Below are 22,594 nucleotides of genomic sequence, written 5' to 3'. Positions count from 1 at the left end.
GAGGTCAGCACCCACAGCCGCGCCGGTCCCGCCGCCGCGCCGAGCGCGGTGACCAGTTCGGTGGTGTCGGCCAGCCCGTCGGCGCCGGCGCGGCCGGGCAGCGCGAGCACGCCGCTGACGGCGGGATCGGCGGCGGCCGGGACGGGGTCCTGGCCGGCCGGCACCCGAACGACCCTCGCGCCGTGCGCGGCCAGCGCGGCGGCGACCGGCTCGACGGGACCGGCGGCCGCGCCGTCGCCGGGCAGCAGGAGCAGCCAGGTGCCGTCGAGGCGGGCCCCGGCGGCGCGGGGCAGCGGCTTCCAGGTGACCCGGTACCGCCAGGAGTCGAGCTGCGACCGTTCGTGCCGGGTCCGCCGCCAGGCGGCCAGTGCCGGGACGACGACGTCCAGCGCGGGCAGCGCCTCCCGCGGCACCCGCAGCGTCCCGGCGATGCCGTGGTGGTCGGCGCGCTCGACCGCGTCCCAGAACCGCGACTCGGCGGGGTCGGCGGCGGCCGGGGCGTTCGTCGCGTCCGGCCAGTACCGGCGGCGCTCGAACGGATAGGTGGGCAGGTCCACCCGGCCCCGGTCGGCGAACAGCCGCTCCCACCGCACGGGGACCCCGTGGGCGTGCGCCCCGGCCAGCGCGGTGGTGAACTGGTGCGCGCCGTCCTCGTGCCGGCGCAGGGTGCTTAGCACGGCCGCGTCGACGCCGGCCTCGTCTACGGTCTCCTGCACCGCGACGGTGAGCACCGGGTGCGGGCTGACCTCCACGAAGTACCGGTGCTCGGTGTCCAGCAGCAGGCGCACGACCTGTTCGAAGCGGACGGTCTCGCGCAGGTTGCGGTACCAGTAGCCGGCGTCCAGCTCGGCGCTGTCGAGGCGGGTCCCGCTCACGGTCGAGTAGAACGGGAGGCCGCCGGTCGGGGCGATCCCGGCGAGCGCCGTGGTCAGGGTATCCCGCACCGCCTCGACGTGGGCGCAGTGCGAGGCGTAGTCGACCTCGATGCGGCGGGCCCGCACGCCCCGGTCAGCGCAGTCGGCGAGCAGCTCCTCCAGGGCGACCGGGTCGCCGGAGACCACGACCGAGCGGGGGCCGTTGCGAGCGGCCACCGAGAGGCGGTCCGGCCACCGCTGCCGCAGCGTCGCCGTCACGTCGGTCTCGGTCGCGCCGACCGAGGCCATCCCGCCGAGGCCGGCCAGCGCCACCAGCGCCTGGCTGCGCAGCGCGACGACCTTCGCGGCGTCCGCCAGCGACAGTGCGCCGGCCACGCAGGCCGCGGCGATCTCGCCCTGGGAGTGCCCGACGACGGCGTCCGGCTCGACGCCGGCCGCCCGCCACATCTCGGCCAGGGACACCATCACCGCCCACAGCACCGGCTGCACCACGTCGACCCGGTCGAGCACCCGGCCCTCGCGGACGACCTCCAGCAGGGACCAGTCGACGTGCGGGCTCAGCGCCGCCGCGCACTCGGCCATCCGGGCGGCGAACGGCGCGGAGGTCTCCAGCAGGTCCACCGCCATGCCAGCCCACTGCGACCCCTGGCCGGGGAACACCCAGACCAGGCCGCCGCGACCGGCCGCCGTGGCGGTGGTCAACCCGGTGGCGGCGGCCCCGGCGGCAAGGGCGTCGACGCCGCGCAGCAGCTCGGCCCGGTCCCGGCCGACGACGGCGGCGCGGTGCGGGAACGCCGACCGGCCCAGGGCGAGCGACGCGCCGACGTCGGCGGGCGACGCGTCGGGCAGGTCGGCCAGCACGGCGCGCAGCGCGGCGGCGGCGGCGCGCAGCGCGGCGGGCGTCCTCGCCGACAGCACCCAGGGCACGGCGTGGTGAGCCGGGGCGGGCGCGGCCGGCTCGTCGTCGGCCGCCTCGAGCACGACGTGGGCGTTGGTGCCGCTGACCCCGAAGGCGGAGACGCCGGCGCGCCGGGGACGGCCGGTCTCCGGCCACGCCACGGGCTCGGTGAGCAGTTCGACCGCGCCGGCCGACCAGTCCACATGCGGGGTCGGCGCGTCGACGTGCAGGGTGCGGGGCAACGTCCCGTGCCGCATCGCCATGATCATCTTGATCACCCCGGCCACCCCGGCCGCCGCCTGGGTGTGCCCGATGTTCGACTTCACCGACCCCAACCACAACGGCCGGTCCCGGTCCTGCCCGTACGTGGCCAGCAACGCCTGCGCCTCAATCGGGTCACCCAACGTCGTACCCGTCCCGTGCGCCTCCACCACATCCACCTCAGCCGCCGACAACCCCGCGTTCGCCAGAGCCTGCCGAATCACCCGCTGCTGCGACGGCCCGTTCGGCGCGGTCAACCCGTTCGACGCACCATCGGAGTTCACCGCGCTGCCCCGCACCAGGGCGAGGACCCGGTGCCCGTTGCGACGCGCGTCCGACAGCCGCTCCAGCAGCAGCAGACCGACGCCCTCGCCCCAGCCCGTCCCGTCGGCCGCCGCCGCGAACGGCTTGCACCGCCCGTCGGCGGCCAGCCCGCGCTGCCGGCTGAACTCGGTGAACACGCCCGGCGTCGCCATCACCGTCACCCCGCCGGCCAGCGCCAGGGTGGACTCCCCGGCGCGCAGCGACCGCGCGGCGAGATGCACCGCGACCAGCGACGCCGAGCACGCCGTGTCCACGGTCAGCGCCGGCCCCTCCAGGCCGAAGGTGTAGGAGATCCGGCCGGACACCACGCTGGCCGCGTTGCCGGTGCCGAGATAGCCCTCGACCTCGTCGGTGACGCCGCCGAGGAGCTGCGGGTAGTCCTGGCCGTTGGTGCCGACGAAGACGCCGGCGCGCTGTCCCCGCACGGTGGCCGGGTCGATGCCCGCCCGCTCGAACGTCTCCCAGGCGGTCTCCAGCAGCAGCCGCTGCTGCGGGTCCATGGCGAGGGCCTCCCGGGGCGAGAGGCCGAAGAACGCCGCGTCGAACTCGCCGACCGCGTCGACGAACCCGCCCTCCCGCACGTAGGACGTGCCGGGCCGGCCGGGGTTCGGGTCGTAGAGGCCGGCCAGGTCCCAGCCCCGGTCCGCCGGGAACGGGACTACCCCGTCGCGCCCCTCGGCCAGCAGCCGCCACAGGTCCTCGGGCGAGCGCACCCCACCGGGGAACCGGCACGCCATCGCCACGACGGCGATCGGCTCGTCCGCGCCGGCGGGCTCGACCGCGTCGGGGTCCCGGTCCGGGTCGTCGCCGAGGAGCGCGGCGCGCAGGAACGCGGCGAGTGCCTGCGGGGTGGGGTGATCGAAGACCAGGGTGGCGGGCAGCGTCAGCCCGGTCGCGGCGTTCAGGCCGTTGCGGAACTCGACCGCGGTCAGCGAGTCGAAGCCCAGGTCGGTGAAGGCCCGCTCCGGGTCGATGGCGGCGGCGGAGTCGTGGCCGAGCACCGCGGCGGCGGCGCCCCGGACGAGGTCGAGCACCGCGCGGTCCCGCTCGGCGGCGGGCAGGCCGGTGAGCCGGGCGAGGCCGTCGCGTGCCGGGGCGGCCCCGGTGACCAGCGCGCCGACCAGCGGGCTCGGGCGGGCGGCGGTCAACGCCGGGCCGAACAGCGCCCAGTCGACGGCGGCGACCACGGTGCAGGGGACGGCGTGGGTGGCGGCGTCCCCGAGGACCGCGACGGCCGCGTCCGGCGCCATCGGGGGCAGGCCGCCGCGCCGCATCCGCTCGGCGACCAGCGGGTCCTGCGCCATGCCGGCGTCGGCCCAGGCCCCCCAGGCGATCGAGGTGGCCGGCAGGCCCTGGCCGCGCCGGTGCTCCGCGAACGCGTCGAGGTAGGCGTTCGCCGCCGCGTAGTTGCCCTGCCCCGCGCCGCCGACGGTGCCGGCGAAGGAGGAGAACAGCACGAAGGCGTCCAGGTCGATCCCCGCGGTCAGCTCGTGCAGCACGCGGGCGGCGGTCGCCTTGGGCCGGAGCACGGTGTCGCAGCGCGCCGCGTCGAGCCCGTCGAGGACGCCGTCGTCCAGCACGCCCGCGGTGTGCACGACGGCGGTCAGCGGCCGGTCGGTGGGGATGCCGGCCAGCAGCGCGGCCATCGCGTCCCGGTCGGCGGCGTCGCAGGCGGCGACGGTGGCCGGTACACCCCGCGCGGCGAGGTCGGCGACCAGCTCGGCGGCGCCCGGGGCGTCCGGTCCGGTGCGGCTGGTGAGCAGCACGTGCGCGGCGCCGGCGGCGGCGAGCCAGCGGGCGACGTGGGCCCCGAGGGCGCCGGTGCCGCCGGTCACCAGGACGGTGCCCCGGGGCGTCCAGCCGGGCCGGCCGCCCGCGCCCGGGGCGACGCGGGTCAGCCGGCGGGCGAACACTCCCGACGGGCGGATCGCCACCTGGTCCTCGCCGGTGCCGGCGAGCACCGCGCCCAGCCGGGCCAGCGCCGGCTCGTCGAGGACGGCGGGCAGGTCGACCAGCCCGCCCCAGCGTTCCGGGTGCTCCCAGCCGGCGACCCGGCCGAGGCCACCCACCGCCGCCTGCTCGGGGCGTGGCGGCTCGTCGGCGGCGCTCACCGCGGCCGCGCCTCGGGTGGCCACCCAGATCGGGGCGGCGACGCCCGCGTCGCCGAGGGCCTGCACCAGGGCCAGCGTGCCGGCGAGCCCGGCGGTGACGACGGCGTGCCCGGGCAGGGTCCGCTCGTCCAGGGCGAGCAGCGACAGCACCCCGGCGAGCGGGCCGTCGGCGGGCAGCAGCCCGGCGAGCGTGGCCCGGTCCGGGTCGGCGGCCGTCAGGCCGACGACGTCCGCGCCGGCCCCGGTCAGGGCCGCCGACACCGCCGCCACGTCGGCGCACCCGGGCCCGGCGACGACCAGCCAGGTGCCCGACAGCCCGGCCGGGGCGGGCGGGGTCACCGGCTGCCAGGCGACCCGGTAGCGCCAGGCGTCCACGGCGGGGGCGGCGGCACCGGCGGTCGCGTCGAGCCAGTACCGCCGACGCTGGAACGGGTAGGTCGGCAGGTCGACGGGCCGGGCCCCGGCGAACACCGCCGGCCAGTCCGCCACCGCGGTCCGCGCGGCGGCCTGCGCCAGGCCGGCGACCACGGTCCGCTCCTCGGGCCGGTCCCTGCGCAGCAGCGACAGCACGACGCAGCGGCTCGGCTCGGCCAGCGCCTCGGCGGCCAGCGCCGCCAGGCTGCCGTCCGGCCCCAACTCCACGAACGTGGTGACGCCCTCGGCCTCGGCAGCGCGGACCGCGTCGGCGAAGCGCACGGTGCCGCGGACCTGGCGCACCCAGTGGTCCGGGTCGTCGAAGGCGGCGACCCGGCCGGTCAGGGTGGACAGCACGGGAATCCGCGGCGGGCGCATGGTCAGCCCCGCCACCACCCGGGCGAAGTCGGCGAGCATGCCGTCCATCCGCGCGGAGTGGAAGGCGTGGCTGGTCCGGAGCCGCCGGACCGTGCGGCCCTCGGCGCGGAAGGGCGCGACCAGGTCGGCGACCGCCTCCTCCTCGCCGGAGAGCACGACCGAGCGCGGCCCGTTCACCGCGGCGAGGGACACCTGCCCGGTCAGCAGCGGCAGCACCTCGTCCTCGGTGGCGCGCAGCGCCACCATCGCCCCGCCGGGCGGCAGCGCCCCCATCAGCCCGCCACGGGCGGCGACCAGCGCGCAGGCGTCGGCGAGCGAGAACACCCCGGCGACGTGCGCGGCGGCCACCTCGCCGATGGAGTGCCCCACGAGGAGGTCGGGTCGTACCCCCCAGGACTCGGCGAGCCGGAACAGCGCCACCTCGACGGCGAAGAGCGCGGCCTGGGTAAAGTCGGTGCGGTCCAGCGCGTCGGCGTCGGCGCGGACGACCTCGGCGACGGAGCCGCCCAGCCGGGGGTCCAGTTCCGCGCACACCTCGTCGAAGGCGTCGGCGAACACCGGGAAGGCGGCGTGCAGCGCCTGGCCCATGCCCAGCCGCTGGCTGCCCTGGCCGGCGAGGAGGAACGCGGTACGACCGGAGGAGGCGGGGACCCGCAGGACGTCCGGGGACGGCTGGTCCTCGGCGAGCGCGGCGAGGCCCTCGGCGAGCGCGGCCCGGTCGACGCCGAGCACGACGGCCCGGTGGTCGAGCGGGGCGCGCGTCGTGGCGAGCGCGAGGCCGACGTCGGCGGCGTCGGGTTCCTCGGCGAGGACGCGGGCGCGCAGCGCGGCCGCCTGGGCACGCAGCGCGCCGGTGTCGCGGGCGGACAGGACCCAGGGCAGCACCGGCAGCGGCGGCGCGGCGGCCGGCCGGATCGGCTCGGCCGGCGGGGCCGCCTCGATGATGGCGTGGGCGTTGGTGCCGCTGACCCCGAACGACGACACCCCGGCCCGGCGCGGGCGGTCGGCCCGGGGCCACGGGGTCGGCTCGGTGAGCAGCTCCACCGCGCCGGCCGACCAGTCCACATGCGGGCTGGGCGCGTCGACGTGCAAGGTGCGGGGCAGCACGCCGTGCCGCATCGCCATCACCATCTTGATCACCCCGGCGACGCCGGCCGCCGCCTGGGTGTGCCCGATGTTCGACTTCACCGAACCCAGCCACAGCGGCCGGTCCGCCGGCCGGTCCTGCCCGTACGTCGCCAGCAACGCCTGCGCCTCGATCGGATCGCCCAGCGTGGTGCCCGTGCCGTGCGCCTCCACCGCGTCCACCTCGGCGGCGGTCAGCCGCGCGTTGGCCAGGGCCTGCCGGATCACCCGCTGCTGCGACGGCCCGTTCGGGGCGGTCAACCCGTTCGACGCACCGTCCTGGTTCACCGCACTGCCCCGCACCACCGCGAGGACCTGGTGCCCGTTGCGGCGGGCGTCGGACAGCTTCTCCAGCAGCAGCAGGCCGACGCCCTCGCCCCAGCCCGTCCCGTCGGCCGCCGCCGCGAACGGCTTGCACCGCCCGTCGGCGGCCAACCCGCCCTGCCGGCCGAACTCGGTGAAGACGCCCGGGTTCGGCATGACGGTGACGCCGCCGGCCAGCGCGAGGGTGCACTCCCCCGAGCGGAGCGACTGCGCGGCCAGGTGCAGCGCCACCAACGACGACGAGCACGCCGTGTCCACCGTCACCGCCGGCCCCTCGAAGCCGAAGGTGTAAGCGATCCGGCCGGACGCGACGCTGGTGGTGGTGCCGGTCAGCAGGTGTCCCTGCGCGTCGGCGGGGACCTCGCGCAGGCCGAAGCCGTACCCCAGGGAGGTCGCGCCGACGAACACGCCGGTGCGGCTGCCCCGGACCGTCGGCGCGGGGAGGCCGGCGCGCTCCAGCGCCTCCCACGCGGTCTCCAGCAGCAGCCGCTGCTGCGGGTCCATGGCGAGGGCCTCGCGGGGTGAGATGCCGAAGAACCCGGCGTCGAACTCGGTGGCGTCGTACACGAAGCCGCCCTCGCGGGCGTGGGTCGCCCCCGCCGCGCCGGCGTCGGCGGGGAGGTCGGCCGCCCAGCCGCGGTCGGTGGGGAACACCGAGATGGCGTCCCCACCGGAGTCGAGGAGCTGCCACAGGTCCTCCGGCGAGCGGACGCCGCCGGGGAAGCGGCAGCTCATCGCGACGATGGCGATCGGTTCGCCGGCCCCGCCGCTGGTCTGCGCGGCGGGCGCGGGCACGGCGGCGGCGTCGCCGGTGAGGTCCCGGTCGAGGTACGTGGCCAGGGCCCGCGGGGTCGGGTGGTCGAAGATGAGGGTGGCGGGCAGCGGCAGCCCGGTGGCGGACGTGAGCCGGTTGCGTAGGTCGACGGCGGTGAGCGAGTCGAAGCCCAGCTCGGTGAAGGCGCGTTCGGCGCGGATGGCCTCGACCCCGGTGTGGCCGAGCACGGCGGCGACCTGGGCGCGGACGAAGTCCAGCAGCAGCGGGGCCCGGTCCGCCGGCGGCCGGCCGGCGAGCAGGGTGGCGAGCCCGGTCCGCCCCGCCCCGTCGGGCGCGGCGAGCAGGATGCGCAGCAGCGCGGGTACGGGGGCGGTGCCGGCCGGGTCGGCGAAGGCGGCCAGGTCGAGCCGGACGGGGACGACCACCGCCGGCCCGGCCGTGAGCGCCTGGTCGAAGCAGCGCCGCACCTGCGCCGCACCCAGCGGGAGCAGCCCGGCGCGGGCCCGGGTGCCCCCCGACGCCTCGCAGAGCCCCCAGGCCAGGGCCACCCCCGGCAGGCCGTGGGCACGGCGGTGGGCGGCGACGGCGTCGGCGTGCGCGCCGCGGGCCGCCAGGTCCGCCTGCCCGGGGCTGCCCAGCACGCCCGCAATCGCCGAGGAGAGCACGAAGAAGCGCAGCTCCCACCCGTCGGTCAGCTCGTGCAGCCGCCACGGGTCGCCCGCGCCGACGGTGTGCAGCACGCCGACCGGCGGGCGCGCGCCAGCGTCGGCGAGCAGGTCGGCCGGCTCCGCCGCCACCCGGACGTCCACGCCCAGGTCCGTCAGGTCGGCGACGAGGGCGTCGGCGGCGGCGGTGAGCAGCAGCCGACGCGCGCCGTGCTCGCGCACGAGGTGCCGGACAAGCAGCGCCGTGACCGGGTCGTCGGCGCCGGTGACCAGGACCGCGTCCTCCGGGCCGAGGGGCACGGGAACGGGCGCGGGCGGGCGCAGCGGGACGAGGCGGGGCGCGTGGGCGACCCCGGCGCGGACGGCCAACTGCGGCTCGGCGGCGAACGGCAGTGCGGTGAGCGCGCGGTAGGAGTCCTCGGTGTCGTCGACGTCGACGAGCGTGATCCGGTCAGGGTTCTCGACCTGTACGCAGCGCAGCCGCCCCCAGACCGCGGCCTGCTCGGGTGCCGGGGCCTCGTCGCCGACGGCCACCGCCGCCCGGGTCAGCACCACGAGGCGGGTGCCGGCGAGCGTCTCCTCGGCCAGCCATCGGCGGACGGTGACAGCGGCGGCGTCCGGGTCGGCCGCCGCCCAGAGCACGAGGTCGGGCCGCGTCGCCGCGCGCAACTCGTCCAGGTCCGCGTGCCCGACGGGGTCGAGCGCGGCGGCCAGGGCGGGCGCGGCGACGCCGAGGACGGCGTAGCTGCCGGTCCCGGTGGGGGCGGCGGCGACGGTGGTCCAGTCGACGCGGTACAGCAGGTCCTCGGCCGGCGTGGCGGCGACGGTCTTGGCGCGGGCGGCGGTGAGCCAGAACCGCTGCCGCTGGAAGGCGTAGGTGGGCAGGTCGACCCGGCGGGCCCGGTCGAAGACCGGACGCCAGTCGACCGGCACGCCCGCGACGTGCAGGCGGGCCAGGGCGGCGCGCAGCCGGGACGGGCCGCCGTCGTCGCGGCGCAGCGTGCCGAGCACGACGGCGTCGCGGTGGTCGTCACCGATGGTCTCCTCGACGGCCGTGGTCAGCACCGGGTGCGGGCTGACCTCCAGGAACACGTCGAATCCCTGCTCGCTGAGGCCCCGGACCACCGGCTCGAACCGGACCGTGGACCGCAGGTTTCGGAACCAGTACCCGGCGTCCAACTCACCGGCCCCCACCCGCGCACCCGTCACCGTCGAGAACATCGGCACCACGGGAGCCGCGGGCGCGACCGCCGCCAGCTCCGCGACCAACCGCTCCCGTACGGCGTCGACCTGCGCCGAGTGCGACGCGTAATCCACCTCGATCCGCCGCGCCCGCAACCCGGCCCGCTCACACCCCACCAACAACTCCTCGGCCGCGGCCACCTCACCGGCCACCACCACCGACAACGGACCATTCACCGCCGCCACCGACAACCGGCCCCCATGCCCGGCCAGCAACTCCTCCACCCGCCCCACCGGCGCGGCCACCGACACCATCGCCCCACCACCGGCCAACACCATCAACGCCCGCGACCGCAACGCCACCACCCGCGCACCATCCGACAACGACAGCGCACCCGCCACCACCGCCGCCGCGATCTCACCCTGCGAATGACCCACCACCGCCGCCGGCCGAACCCCCACCGACTCCCACACCGCCGCCAACGACACCATCACCGCCCACAACACCGGCTGCACCACGTCGATCCGCGCCAACGCCTCCCGGTCGGTGAGCACCTCCCGCAACGACCAGTCCACGTGCCCACTCAACGCCGCCGCGCACTCCCCCATCCGACCCGCGAACACCGGCGAGGAGTCCCACAGCTCCACCGCCATGCCCACCCACTGCGCCCCCTGACCGGGGAACACGAACACCACGCCGCGCCGGTCTGCGGCCAGCCCGGTGACGACGTGCTCGGCGACGCCCCCCGCCGCCAGGGTGGAGAGCGCGGCCAGCAGCTCGGTGCGGTCCGCGCCCAGGACGACGGCCCGGTGCGACAACGACGAGCGGCTGCTCGCCAGCGACCAGCCCAGGTCCGCCGCCGGCTGGTCGCCGCGCCGCGCCCAGGTGGCGAGCCGCTCCGCCTGTGCCCGCAGGGCCCCCGGGGAGGCGGCGGAGAGGACCCACGGGAGGACGGCGGGTCGCGCGTCGGGCGGGGTCTCGTCGGCCGGCGTCGGGTCCGGTTCGGGGGCCTGTTCGAGCACGACGTGCGCGTTGGTGCCACTGATCCCGAACGACGACACCCCCGCCCGACGCGGACGACCCACCTCCGGCCAGTCAACCGCCCCGGTCAACAACTCCACCGCACCCGCCGACCAGTCCACCTCCGGCGTCGGCGCGTCCACATGCAACGTCCGCGGCAACACCCCGTGCCCCAACGCCAACACCATCTTGATCACACCCGCGACGCCCGCCGCCGCAGCCGTATGCCCGATGTTCGACTTCACCGACCCCAACCACAACGGCCGGTCCACCGGCCGACCCTGCCCGTACGTCGCCAACAACGCCTGCGCCTCGATCGGATCACCCAACGTCGTACCCGTCCCGTGCGCCTCCACCACGTCCACCTCGAACGGCGACAGCCCCGCGTTCGCCAGAGCCTGCCGAATCACCCGCTGCTGCGACGGCCCGTTCGGCGCGGTCAACCCGTTCGACGCACCATCGGAGTTCACCGCGCTGCCCCGCACCACCGCGAGGACCCGGTGCCCGTTACGCCGAGCGTCCGACAGCCGCTCGACCACGAGCACGCCGACACCCTCGGCATGGCCGAAACCGTCGGCCGCCGCCGCGAACGACTTGCACCGCCCGTCCGGAGCGAGCGCCCGCTGCCGGCCCAACTCCGCGAACGCGGCCGGGGTGGGCAGGACGGCCACGCCGCCCACCAGCGCGAGGGAGCACTCGCCCTGGCGCAGGGACTGGCCGGCCAGGTGCAGCGCCACCAGCGATGACGAGCAGGCCGTGTCGATGGTGACCGCCGGGCCCGCCAGGTCGAAGAAGTACGCGATCCGGCCGGATGCCACGCTCGAGGTGTTGCCGGTGAGCAGGTAGCCCTCGGTGCCGGCCGGTGGCTGGCTCAGCCCGGCGACGTAGTCCTGGTGCATCGCGCCGGTGAACACGCCGGTGCGGCTGCCCCGCAGCGCCGTGGCGTCGATGCCCGCGTGCTCGATCGCCTTCCAGGTGGTTTCGAGCAGCAGCCGCTGCTGGGGGTCCATCGCCAGGGCCTCGCGGGGCGAGATGCCGAAGAAGTCGGCGTCGAACTCGGCGGCGTCGTAGAGGAAACCGCCCTCGCGGACGTAGGTCTTTCCGGGGGCGTCCGGGTCGGCGTCGAAGAGGGTGTCCAGGTCCCAGCCCCGGTCGGTGGGGAAGCCGCCGGTGCCCTCGCCGCCGGAGAGCAGCAGCCGCCACAGGTCCTCCGGCGACCGTACGCCGCCGGGGTAGCGGCAGCTCATCCCGACGATGGCGAGCGGCTCGTCGAGCATCGCCACGGTCGCCGTCGCCGCCGCGGTGGCGGGGTCGGGACGCCGCTGGGCGATCCCGGCGAGCAGGTGGGTGGCGAGCGCGGCCGGCGTCGGGTGGTCGAACACCAGCGTCGCCGGTAGCGTCAGCCCGGTGGCCGTCCGCAGGCGGTTGCGCAGGTCGACCGCGGTGAGCGAGTCGAAGCCGGCGTCCTTGAACGGGCGGTTGGCGGCCAGCCCGTCGGTCGACTCGTGGCCGAGCACGACGGCGGCCTCGCGGCACACCAGGTCGAGGACGGCCTGCTCGCGCTCGGCCTCGGTCAGCCCGGTCAGCTCGGTGGCCAGGGCCGGGGTGGCCCGGTCGGCTCCGGCCGACGCCGGCGCGGGCCGGGCCTCGGGCAGGTCCGCGATCAGCGGGCTGGGCCGGACGGCGAGCAGGCCGGGCGCGAACCTGTCCCAGTCGACGTCGACGACGGCGACGGTGGCGGCGTCGTCGGCCACCGCGTCGCCGAGCGCGGTGAGGGCCAGGTCGGGGTCCATGGTGGGCAAGCCGGCGCGGCGCATCCGGGTGGCGGCGGCGGGGTCGGCGGCGAGGCCGTCGCCTGCCCAGGCGCCCCAGGCGATCGAGGTGGCGGGCCGTCCTTCGGCGCGGCGGCGCTCGGCCAGGGCGTCGAGGAAGGCGTTCGCCGCCGCGTAGTTGGCCTGCCCGGCACCGCCGACCGTGCCGGCGAACGACGAGAACAGGATGAACAGCGACAGGTCGTGGTCGCGGGTGAGGGCGTCGAGGGCCGCCGCAGCGTCCGCCTTGGGCCGCCACACGCTCGCCATCCGCTCCGGCGTGAGCGCGTCGAGCACCCCGTCGTCGAGCACCCCGGCGGCGTGCACCACGCCGCCGAGCGGATGCTCCGCCGGGATGCCGGCGAGCAGCGCGGCGAGCGCGTCGCGGTCGGCCACGTCGCAGGCGGCGACGGTGGCCCGCGCGCCCAGCTCGGCGAGCTCAGCCACCAGCTCGTCGGTCCCGGGTGCTTCCGGGCCGCGCCGGCTGACCAGCAGCAGGTGCGCGACGCCGGCGCGGGCCAGCCAGCGGGCGACGTGCCGGCCGAGCGCGCCGGTGCCGCCGGTGACCAGCACGGTGCCCGTGGGGACCGGGAACCGCGGCGGCGTCTCGACCGGTGCGACGCGGGTCAGCCGGCGGCCGAACACGCCGGCGGCCCGGACGGCGAGCTGGTCCTCGCCGTGGCCGCCGGCGAGCAGCCCGGCGAACCGCGCGGCGGTCCGGGCGTCCCGCTCGTCGGGCAGGTCGAGCAGGCCGCCCCAACGTTCCGGGTGCTCCCAGGCCGCCACCCGGCCGAGGCCCCACACGGCGGCCTCCGCCGGCCGCAGGCTCTCGCCCGGGGCGACCGCGACCGCGCCGCGGGTGACTGTCCATAGTGGTGCGGACACGCCCGCGTCGCCGAGCGCCTGGACGACGATCGCCGTACTGACGGGTGGGGTCCGGTCGCGGCCGTCCGGGTCGGGCCCGGCCGGCAGCCAGAGGACGCCGGCCGGCGGGCCGTCTGCGGTCGCCTCGCCGATGAGCGCCGCGAGGGTGGCGCGGTCCTGTCCCGTGGGGTCGACGACGCGGGTCGGCGCGGCCAGCGCGTCGCGGCACCAGGCCGCGAGGTCGGTCGGCGGCGCGAGCACGAGCCAGTCGCCGGCCGGCGCTTTCGGGGCCAGCTCGGGCAGGGGCCGCCAGCTCGTCCGGTACCGCCAGGAGTCGATCCGGGACTGGTCGCGGCGCTGCCGCCACCAGGTGGCCAGCATCGGGAGCACGGCCTCGAGCGAGGGACGGGTCTCCTCGTCGGCGCGCAGCGTGTCGGCGAGGGCGGTCAGGTCCTCCCGCTCGACGGCGGCCCAGAAGGCACCCTCCCGGGCGGTGTCGACCGCGGGCAGCGCGGGCATGTCGAGCCAGTACCGCTTGCGTTGGAAGGCGTAGGTGGGCAGGTCCACCCGGCGGCCACCATCCAGCGCCGCCGCCCACCGCACCGCCACACCCGCCACATACGCCTGCGCCACCGACGTCAGGAACCGCCCCCACCCACCGTCGTCCCGACGCAACGTCCCCACCACCACCGCACCCGCCGTGTCGACGAGCGTGTCCTCCATCGCCGATCCCAGCACCGGATGCCCACTCACCTCCACGAACACCCCGTACCCCTGCCCCGCCAACGCCCGCACCGCCGCCTCAAACTCCACCCGCGACCGCAAATTCCGGAACCAGTACCCCGCGTCCAACTCCGCCGCGTCGACCCGCCCACCCGTCACCGTCGAATACAACGGCACCCGACCCGGCACCGGCCCGACCCCCGCCAGCGCCTCCGCCAACCGACCCTCGACCGCGTCGACCTGCGCCGAATGCGACGCGTAATCCACCTCGATCCGCCGCGCCCGCACCCCGGCACGCTCACACCCCACCAACAACTCCTCGGCCGCGGCCACCTCACCGGCCACCACCACCGACAACGGACCATTCACCGCCGCCACCGACAACCGGCCCCCATGCCCGGCCAACAGCTCCTCCACCCGCCCCACCGGCGCGGCCACCGACACCATCGCCCCACCACCGGCCAACACCATCAACGCCCGCGACCGCAACGCCACCACCCGCGCACCATCCGACAACGACAGCGCACCCGCCACCACCGCCGCCGCGATCTCACCCTGCGAATGACCCACCACCGCCGCCGGCACCACACCACACGACTCCCACAACGCCGCCAACGACACCATCACCGCCCACGACACCGGCTGCACCACATCCACCCGCGCCAACGCCACCGCATCCGACAACACATCACGCAACGACCACTCCACAAACGGCGCCAACGCCGCCGCACACTCCCCCATCCGCGCCGCGAACACCGGCGACGAATCCCACAACTCCACCGCCATACCCACCCACTGCGCCCCCTGACCCGGGAACACAAACACCACACCCCCACGCTCCACCGCCACCCCCGACACCACAGCCGGGTCCTCACCACCGCCGGCCAACACCCCCAACGCCGCCAACAGCCCGTCACGGTCACCGCCAAGGACCACCGCCCGATGCGACAACGCCGCCCGACCCGCCGCCAACGACCAACCCACATCCACCGGCGACAACGCCCCATCGGCCGCCACGAACGACCCCAACCGCGCCGCCTGCTCCCGCAACGCCACCGCCGACCGCGCCGACACCACCCACGGCACCACACCACCCGACACCGACGCCGACGCCTCGACCGGCTGCGGAGCCGGGCCCTGCTCCAACACCACATGCGCGTTCGTGCCACTCACCCCGAACGACGACACCCCCACCCGACGCGGACGACCCACCTCCGGCCACTCCACCGCCCCGGTCAACAACTCCACCGCACCCGTCGACCAGTCCACCTGCCGACTCGGCGCGTCCACATGCAACGTGCGCGGCAACACCCCATGCCGCATCGCCATCACCATCTTGATCACACCCGCGACACCCGCCGCCGCCTGCGTGTGCCCAATGTTCGACTTCACCGAACCGAGCAGCAGTGGCCGGTCCCGGTCCTGCCCGTACGTCGCCAGCAACGCCTCGGCCTCGATCAGGTCGCCAAGCGTGGTGCCCGTGCCGTGCGCCTCTACCGCGTCCACGTCGGCAACCGTCAGCCCAGCGTTGGCCAGGGCCTGCCGGATCACCCGGCGCTGGGCGGGGCCGTTGGGCGCGGTCAGCCCGTTCGACGCACCGTCCTGGTTCACCGCGCTGCCCCGCAGCACGGCCAGCACCTCGTGACCGTTGGCGACCGCGTCGGAGAGCCGCTCGACGAGGAGGAAGCCGACCCCCTCGGCGAACCCGGTGCCGTCGGCCGCCGCCGCGAACGGCTTGCACCGCCCGTCGGCCGCCAGCCCCCGCTGCCGGCTGAACTCGGTGAACAGGCCCGGGGTCGCCATCACGGTGACGCCGCCGGCCAGCGCCAGCGAACACTCCCCCGACCGCAGCGACTGCGCGGCCAGGTGCAACGCCACCAGCGACGACGAGCACGCCGTGTCCACCGTCACCGCCGGGCCCGCCAGGCCCAGCACGTACGAGATCCGGCCGGACGCGACGCTGCCCGCGCTGCCGCTGCTCAGGTACCCCTCCAGGTCCTCAAGCCCGGCGAGGGCGCTGAGCAGCCGCGACCCGTAGTCGTTGTACATGACGCCGGTGAACACGCCGGTCTGGCTGTCGCGGACCGTGCCCGGGTCGATGCCGGCGCGCTCGAACGCCTCCCACGCGGTCTCCAGCAGCAGCCGCTGCTGCGGGTCGATGGCCAGCGCCTCCCGGGGCGAGATCCCGAAGAACGCCGGGTCGAAGTGGGCGGCGTCGTAGAGGAAGCCGCCCTCGCGGGTGTAGGACGTGCCGGGCCGCTCCGGGTCGGGGTCGTAGAGGGCGTCGACGTCCCAGCCCCGGTCGGCCGGGAACGCCGAGATCGCGTCGCCGCCGGACTCCAGCAGCCGCCACAGGTCCTCCGGTGACCGGACGCCACCGGGGAACCGGCAGCTCATCCCGACGATGGCAATCGGCTCGCGACCCCGGTCCTCGGACGCCCGCAACCGGGCCCGGGTCTCCTGGAGGTCGACGGTGACCCGGCGAAGGTACTCGCGCAGCTTCTGCTCGTTGGTCGACATCAAGAAACCCCAAGATCCTTGTCGATGAAGTCGAAAATCTCGTCGTCGCTGGCCGCTTCCAGGGTGTTGGTCGCGGACGCGTCCCCGGGCTCGCCGCCGGTGAGCGCGAGCAGGGCCCGCAGCCCGGCCGTGACCTGCGCGGCGGTCTCCCCGTCGAGGGCCGCCGCAGCGAGCGTCGTCTGCCAACGGTCCAGTTCGGCGAGCAGGTCGGCCGGCTCCGGCGCGGCGGGCCGGGCGGGCCGGCCCAACCCCTGCTCGATGAGGTGCCGGGCCAGCGCCTCCGGGGTGGGATGGTTGAACACCGCCGAGGCGGACAGCCGCTGCCCGGTGGCCGCGCCGAGCCGGTTGCGCAGCTCGACCGCGGTGAGCGAGTCGAAGCCCAGTTCGAGGAACGACCGGGTCGACTCGATCGAGTCGACGCCGAGCACGGCGGCTGCCTCGGCCCGGACCACGTCCAGCACGAGCACGGCCCGCTCCGGTTCGGGCAGCCCGGCCAGCCGCTTGGCGAGCGGGACGTCGGGCGGGTCCGCGTCGCCCGGCCGTCGCGCGGGCCCGCCGACGAGCCCGCCGAGCAGCGCCGGGACGGTGCCCGAGGCGCGCACGGCGGCGGCGTCGAGCCGGATCGGCACCAGCAGCGGGCCCGGAGTCGCCAGGGCGGTCGCGAAGAGCGCCGTCCCGTCCCGATTGGACAGCGGCGGCAGTCCGGCCCGCGTCATCCGGGCCACGTCCCGCTCGTCGAGGTGGCCCGTCATCCCGCTGGCCTCGGCCCACAGCCCCCAGGCCAACGACTGTCCGGCCAGCCCGTCGGCGTGCCGGGCCTGCGCCAGCGCGTCGAGGTACGCGTTCGCCGCCGCGTACCCGGCCTGGCCCGCGCCGCCGAGCAGGCCGGCGACCGAGGAGAAGAGCACGAACAACGGTAGTTCCCGCCCGGCGGTCAGCTCGTGCAGGTTCCGCGCGGCGTCGACCTTGGGCCGGAGCACGGCCGCGACCCGGTCCGGGGTGAGCGCCTCCAGCAGGCCGTCGTCGAGGACGCCGGCCGCGTGCACGACCCCGGTCAGCGGACGGTCGCCGGGGATCGCCGCCAGCACGGCGCGCAACGCGTCGCGGTCGGCGGCGTCGCAGGCCACCACCTCGGCCCGCGCGCCCAGTTCGGCGAGTTCCCGGACCAGCTCGGCGGCCCCGTCGGCGGCCGGGCCCCGGCGGCTGAGCAGCAGCAGGTCGCGTACGCCGTGGGTGGTGGCCAGGTCGCGGGCCACCAGGGCGCCGAGCAGCCCGGTCCCGCCGGTGACCAGGACGGTGCCGGCCGCGGCGAGCGACGGCGGCGTCCCGGGCGTCGCCGCACGGGTCAGTCGGGGCACCCGTAGCGCGCCGGCGCGGATCGCCACCTGCGGCTCGCCGCCGGCGGCGACCGCCGCCACCAGGTCAAGCGGCAGGTCGGCGGGGGGCGGCGCACCGTGGAGGTCGACCAGGGCGAACCGGCCCGGGTGCTCGGCCTGGGCGGAGCGGAGCAGGCCCCACACCGCCGCGCCCGCCAGGTCGCCCGGCCTCTCCCCGGCGACCGCGACGGCCCCGCTGGTCAGCACGGCCAGCCGGGCCGAGGCGAAGCGCTCGTCGGCGAGGAACCGTTGGACCGTGTCGAGCACCCCGGTCACCGTCGCGGCCACGTCGGCGGTACCGGAGACCGGCAGGACGACGATCTCGGCGGTGGGGTCGGCGGCGGCCAGGCCCTCGGCGTCGAGCAGGGTCCACCCGGCGGGTTCGGGCCGCCGCGCGGTGGCGAGGACCGGCCAGTCCACGGCGTAGAGCGGACGGGGCCGCGCCGGAAGCTGGTCGGCGGTGAGCGCGCGCAGCACCAACGACCCTACCGAGGCGACCGGGGTGCCCCGGTCGTCGGTGGCGGCGATCGACAGGGCGTCCGGTCCGGCGGGCGAGATCGTCACCCGCAGGGCGACGCCGGCCGGGGCGTGCAGGGTCACCCCCGTCCAGGCAAACGGCAGCCGCCCCGCGCCGTCCGGTGCGGCCACGAATCCGCCGAGGGCGGCGGCGTGCAGCGCCGCGTCGAGCAGCGCGGGGTGCACGGCGTAGCCCCGGGTGTCGACGGGCTCGGCCAGCGTCACCTCGGCGAGGACGTCCGCGCCGCGCCGCCAGGCCGCCCGCAGGCCCCGGAAGGCGGGGCCGTAGTCGAAGCCGGCTTCGGCGAAGGCGGGGTAGACCCCGCTCACGTCGGCGGGCTCGGCGTCGGCCGGGGGCCACTCGTCCGGCTGGCCCGTCGTCGGGGGTGGCGCGGACGCGACGGTGACGGAGCCGGTGGCGTGTCGCACCCACGGCTGGTCCGGGGAGTCGTCGGGGCGGGAGTGGACGGTCACCTCCCGGGCCCCGTTGTCGTCGGGCCCGGCGACCGTGAGCTGGACCCGCACGGCGGCGTCCTCGGGCAGGACCAGCGGGGCGTGCAGGGTCAGCTCCGCGAGGTGCCCGCAGCCGACCTCGCCGCCGGCCCACGCGACCAGGTCGACGAACGCCGTGCCGGGCAGCAGGGCGGCCCCCCGGACCCGGTGTTCGCCCAGCCAGGGGTGGGTGCGCAGGGAGAGCCGCCCGACCGCGACCAGGGCGCCGTCGGCGAGGTCGACGGCCGGCCCGAGCAGGGGGTGTCCCGGCCCGCCGATCCCGGCGGCGGGCTGCGGGTCCGGCCCGGTCAGCCAGTACGGCCGGCGCTGGAACGGGTAGGTGGGCAGGGGGACGTGCACCGCGCCGGTGGCGGCGTAGGCGCGCTGCCAGTCCACCGGCACGCCGTGCAGGTGCGCCTCGGCGAGGGCGACGCGGAAGCGGTGCGGGCCGCCGTCGTCGCGCCGCAGCGTGCCGAGCACGACGGCGGCGGTGTCCGCGACGGTGTCCTGGGCGTCGGGCACCAGCACCGGGTGCGGGCTGATCTCCAGGAAGACGTCGTGTCCCTGGTCGGCCAGGTCCCGCACGGCCGGCGCGAACTGGACGGTCTGCCGCAGGTTGCGGTACCAGTAGTGCGCGTCAAGCGTGGTGGTGTCGACGAAGCCGCCGACGACGGTGGAGAAGAAGGGCACCTCGGCCGGGCGGGGCGCGATGTCGGCGAGCTGGGCGAGCAGCTCGGCGCGCACCTGCCTGACCTGCGGGGAGTGCGAGGCATAGTCGACGGCGATGCGGCGGGCGCGGGTGCCGTCGGCCGCGCACCGGGCGAGCAGTTGGTCGAGCGCGTCCACCTCGCCGGAGACCACGACCGAACGCGGCCCGTTGACCGCGGCGACCGCCAGCCGCCCGTCCCACCGGTCGAGCAGTTCGGTGACCTGCTCGGCGGGCAGCCCGACCGAGGCCATGCCGCCCCGGCCGGCCAGCCGGGCGAGGACGCGGCTGCGCAGCGCGACGACCTTCGCCCCGTCGGCCAGGGAGAGGGCCCCGGCCGCGACCGCGGCGGCGATCTCGCCCTGCGAGTGGCCGACGACCACCGCCGGGGTCACGCCATGCTCCCGCCACAGCTCCGCGAGCGAGACCATCACCGCCCACAGCGCGGGCTGCACCACGTCGACGCGTTCCAGCAGCGTGGCGTCGGCGAGCGCGGCGGCCAGGGACCAGTCGGTGAACGGCGCGAGGGCGTCGGCGCAGGCGTCCATCCGGGCCCGGAACGGGGCGGCGAACTCGTACAGGTCGACGGCCATGCCCACCCACTGCGACCCCTGGCCGGGGAAGAGGAAGGCAACCGGGCCGCGGTCGGCGGCGACGCCCTCGGTTAGCCCGGCGGCGGGGGTGCCGGCGGCCAACGCGGCCAGGCCCGCCATCAGCTCGTCGCAGTCGGCGCCGGTCACCGCGGCGCGGTACACGAAGGCCGCCCGGGCGGTGGCCAGGGTGTAGCCGACGTCGACCGGTTCGACGTCGGGCTCGGACCGCAGCCGGGCGTGCAGGTGCCGGGCCTGGGCGGTCAGCGCGGCCCGGGTGCGGCCGGAGAGCAGCCAGGGCGCGGTCGACGCCTGCCGGGGTTCCGGCGTCGCCGCCGGGTCCGGGGTGTGTTCGAGGATCACGTGGGCGTTGGTGCCGCTGATGCCGAACGACGACACGCCGGCGCGGCGGGGCGCGGCGGCCTGCGGCCACGGCACGGGCTTGGTGAGCAGTTCGACCGCGCCGGCCGACCAGTCCACATGCGGGCTGGGGGCGTCGACGTGCAGGGTGCGGGGCAGCGTCCCGTGCCGCATCGCCATCACCATCTTGATCACGCCGGCCACCCCGGCCGCGGCCTGGGTGTGCCCGATGTTCGACTTCACCGAACCCAGCCACAACGGCCGGTCCGCCGGCCGGCCCTGCCCATACGTCGCCAGCAACGCCTGCGCCTCGATCGGATCGCCCAGCGTGGTGCCCGTGCCGTGCGCCTCCACCGCGTCCACCTCAGACGGCGACAGCCCCGCGTTGGCCAGGGCCTGCCGGATCACCCGCTGCTGCGACGGCCCGTTCGGGGCGGTCAACCCGTTCGACGCACCGTCCTGGTTCACCGCACTGCCCCGCACCACCGCGAGGACCCGGTGCCCGTTGCGGCGGGCGTCGGACAGCTTCTCCAGCAGCAGCAGGCCAACGCCCTCGCCCCAGCCCGTCCCGTCGGCCGCCGCCGCGAACGGCTTGCACCGCCCGTCCGGGGCAATGGCCCGCTGCCGGCTGAAGCCGACGAACGTGCCGGGGCTCGCCATGACGGTGACGCCGCCGGCCAGCGCGAGGGTGCACTCCCCCGACCGCAGCGACTGCGCCGCCAGGTGCAGCGCCACCAACGACGACGAGCACGCCGTGTCCACCGTCACCGCCGGCCCCTCGAAGCCGAACGTGTAGGCGACCCGGCCGGAGACCACGCTGCCGGAGCTGCCGGTGCCCAGGAACGCCTCCACCTCCTCGGGCAGGACGGGCAGCCGGGACGCGTAGTCGTGGTACATGACGCCGGTGAAGACCCCGGTCCGGCTCCCCCGCACAACACCCGGATCGATACCCGCCCGCTCGAACGCCTCCCACGCCGTCTCCAACAACAACCGCTGCTGCGGATCCATCGCGAGCGCCTCACGCGGCGAGATACCGAAGAACTCCGCGTCGAACTCCGCCGCGTCGTACAGGAACCCACCCTCACGCGCGTACGACTTCCCCACCGCATCCGGATCCGGATCGAACAACCCCTCCACATCCCACCCACGATCGGCCGGGAACACCGACACCCCATCCCCACCCGACTCCACCAACCGCCACAGGTCCTCCGGACCCCGCACCCCACCCGGAAACCGACACGCCATCCCCACGATCGCCACCGGCTCGTCCGACGCCACCGCACTGACCGCGGCCACCGGCGTCTCGGCGGCGCTGTCGGTCGTAAGGGTCAGCAGGTACGCGGCGAGCGCGTCCGCGGTGGGGTAGTCGAAGACCAGCGTGGCGGGCAGCCGGACGCCGACCGCCGCCGCCAGCCGGTTGCGCAGATCCACCGCCGCGAGCGAGTCGAGCCCCAGCTCGACGAAGGGCCTCGCCGCCCCGACGGAGGCCGCGTCGGCGTGGCCGAGCACCAGGGCGGCCTCGGTGCGGACCAGGTCGACCAGCGCCCGCGCCCGGTCGGGCTCGGCGACGTCGGCCAGCCGGACGGTCAGCGGGGACGCCGGCGCGGTCGTGGCGGCGCGGCGCGGGTCCTGACGGACCAGGCCGCGCAGGAGCGGCGGCACCGGGCCGGCGGCGCGCACGGCCGCGAGGTCGAACCGGATCGGCACCGGCACCGGCTCGCCGGAAGCGACGGCCGCGTCGAACAGCGCGATCCCCTCGTCGGTGGTGATCGACCGGACCCCGGTGCGGCGCATCCGCGCCAGTTCCGCCTCGGTGAGCGCGTCGGCCATGCCCTGGCCGTGCCGCCACGGGCCCCAGGCCAGCGCGGTCGCCGGCAACCCCAACCGCCGACGCCACCGCACCAACGCCTCCAACCCCGCATTCGCCGCCGCATAACCCCCCTGCCCCGCACCCCCCAACACACCCGCCGCCGACGAGAACACCACAAAAAACGACAATCCCAACCCCACCGTCAACTCATGCAACAACCACCCCCCATCCACCTTCGGCCGCACCACCGCCGCCACCCGCTCCCCCGACAACGACGCCACCACACCGTCGTCCAACACCCCCGCCGCATGCACCACACCCACCAACGGACGCCCCACCGGCACCCGCCCCAACACCCCCACCAACCCCACCCGATCCGCCACATCACACGCCTCGAACACCACCTCCGCACCCCACGCCGACAACTCCGCCGCCAACTCCACCGCACCCGCCGCAGCCGCCCCCCGACGACT

General features: G+C 76.5%; 2 protein-coding genes (both cut by a window edge). Both read right to left on the bottom strand.

Features of this window, described 5'->3' with window-relative positions; translation table 11 throughout:
- Positions 1–16,271 carry the 5' portion of a type I polyketide synthase gene (locus DER29_RS35715; RefSeq protein ID WP_233600249.1) on the bottom strand. 6,094 nt of this gene lie to the left of the window's left edge, so only the first 16,271 of its 22,365 coding nucleotides appear in the window; its start codon is at positions 16,269–16,271; its stop codon lies off the left edge, out of view.
- Positions 16,271–22,594 carry the final stretch of a type I polyketide synthase gene (locus DER29_RS35710; protein ID WP_233600248.1) on the bottom strand. Its footprint extends 26,457 nt past the window's final position, so 6,324 of the gene's 32,781 nt are visible here — the last part of the coding sequence; its start codon lies off the right edge, out of view; the stop codon is at positions 16,271–16,273. The genes DER29_RS35715 and DER29_RS35710 overlap by 1 nt, the downstream gene beginning before the upstream one ends.

The sequence above is a fragment of the Micromonospora sp. M71_S20 genome (assembly GCF_003664255.1).
In the GTDB taxonomy this organism is placed as follows: Bacteria; Actinomycetota; Actinomycetes; order Mycobacteriales; family Micromonosporaceae; genus Micromonospora.
This window is presented reverse-complemented; position numbering and strand designations above follow the sequence as displayed.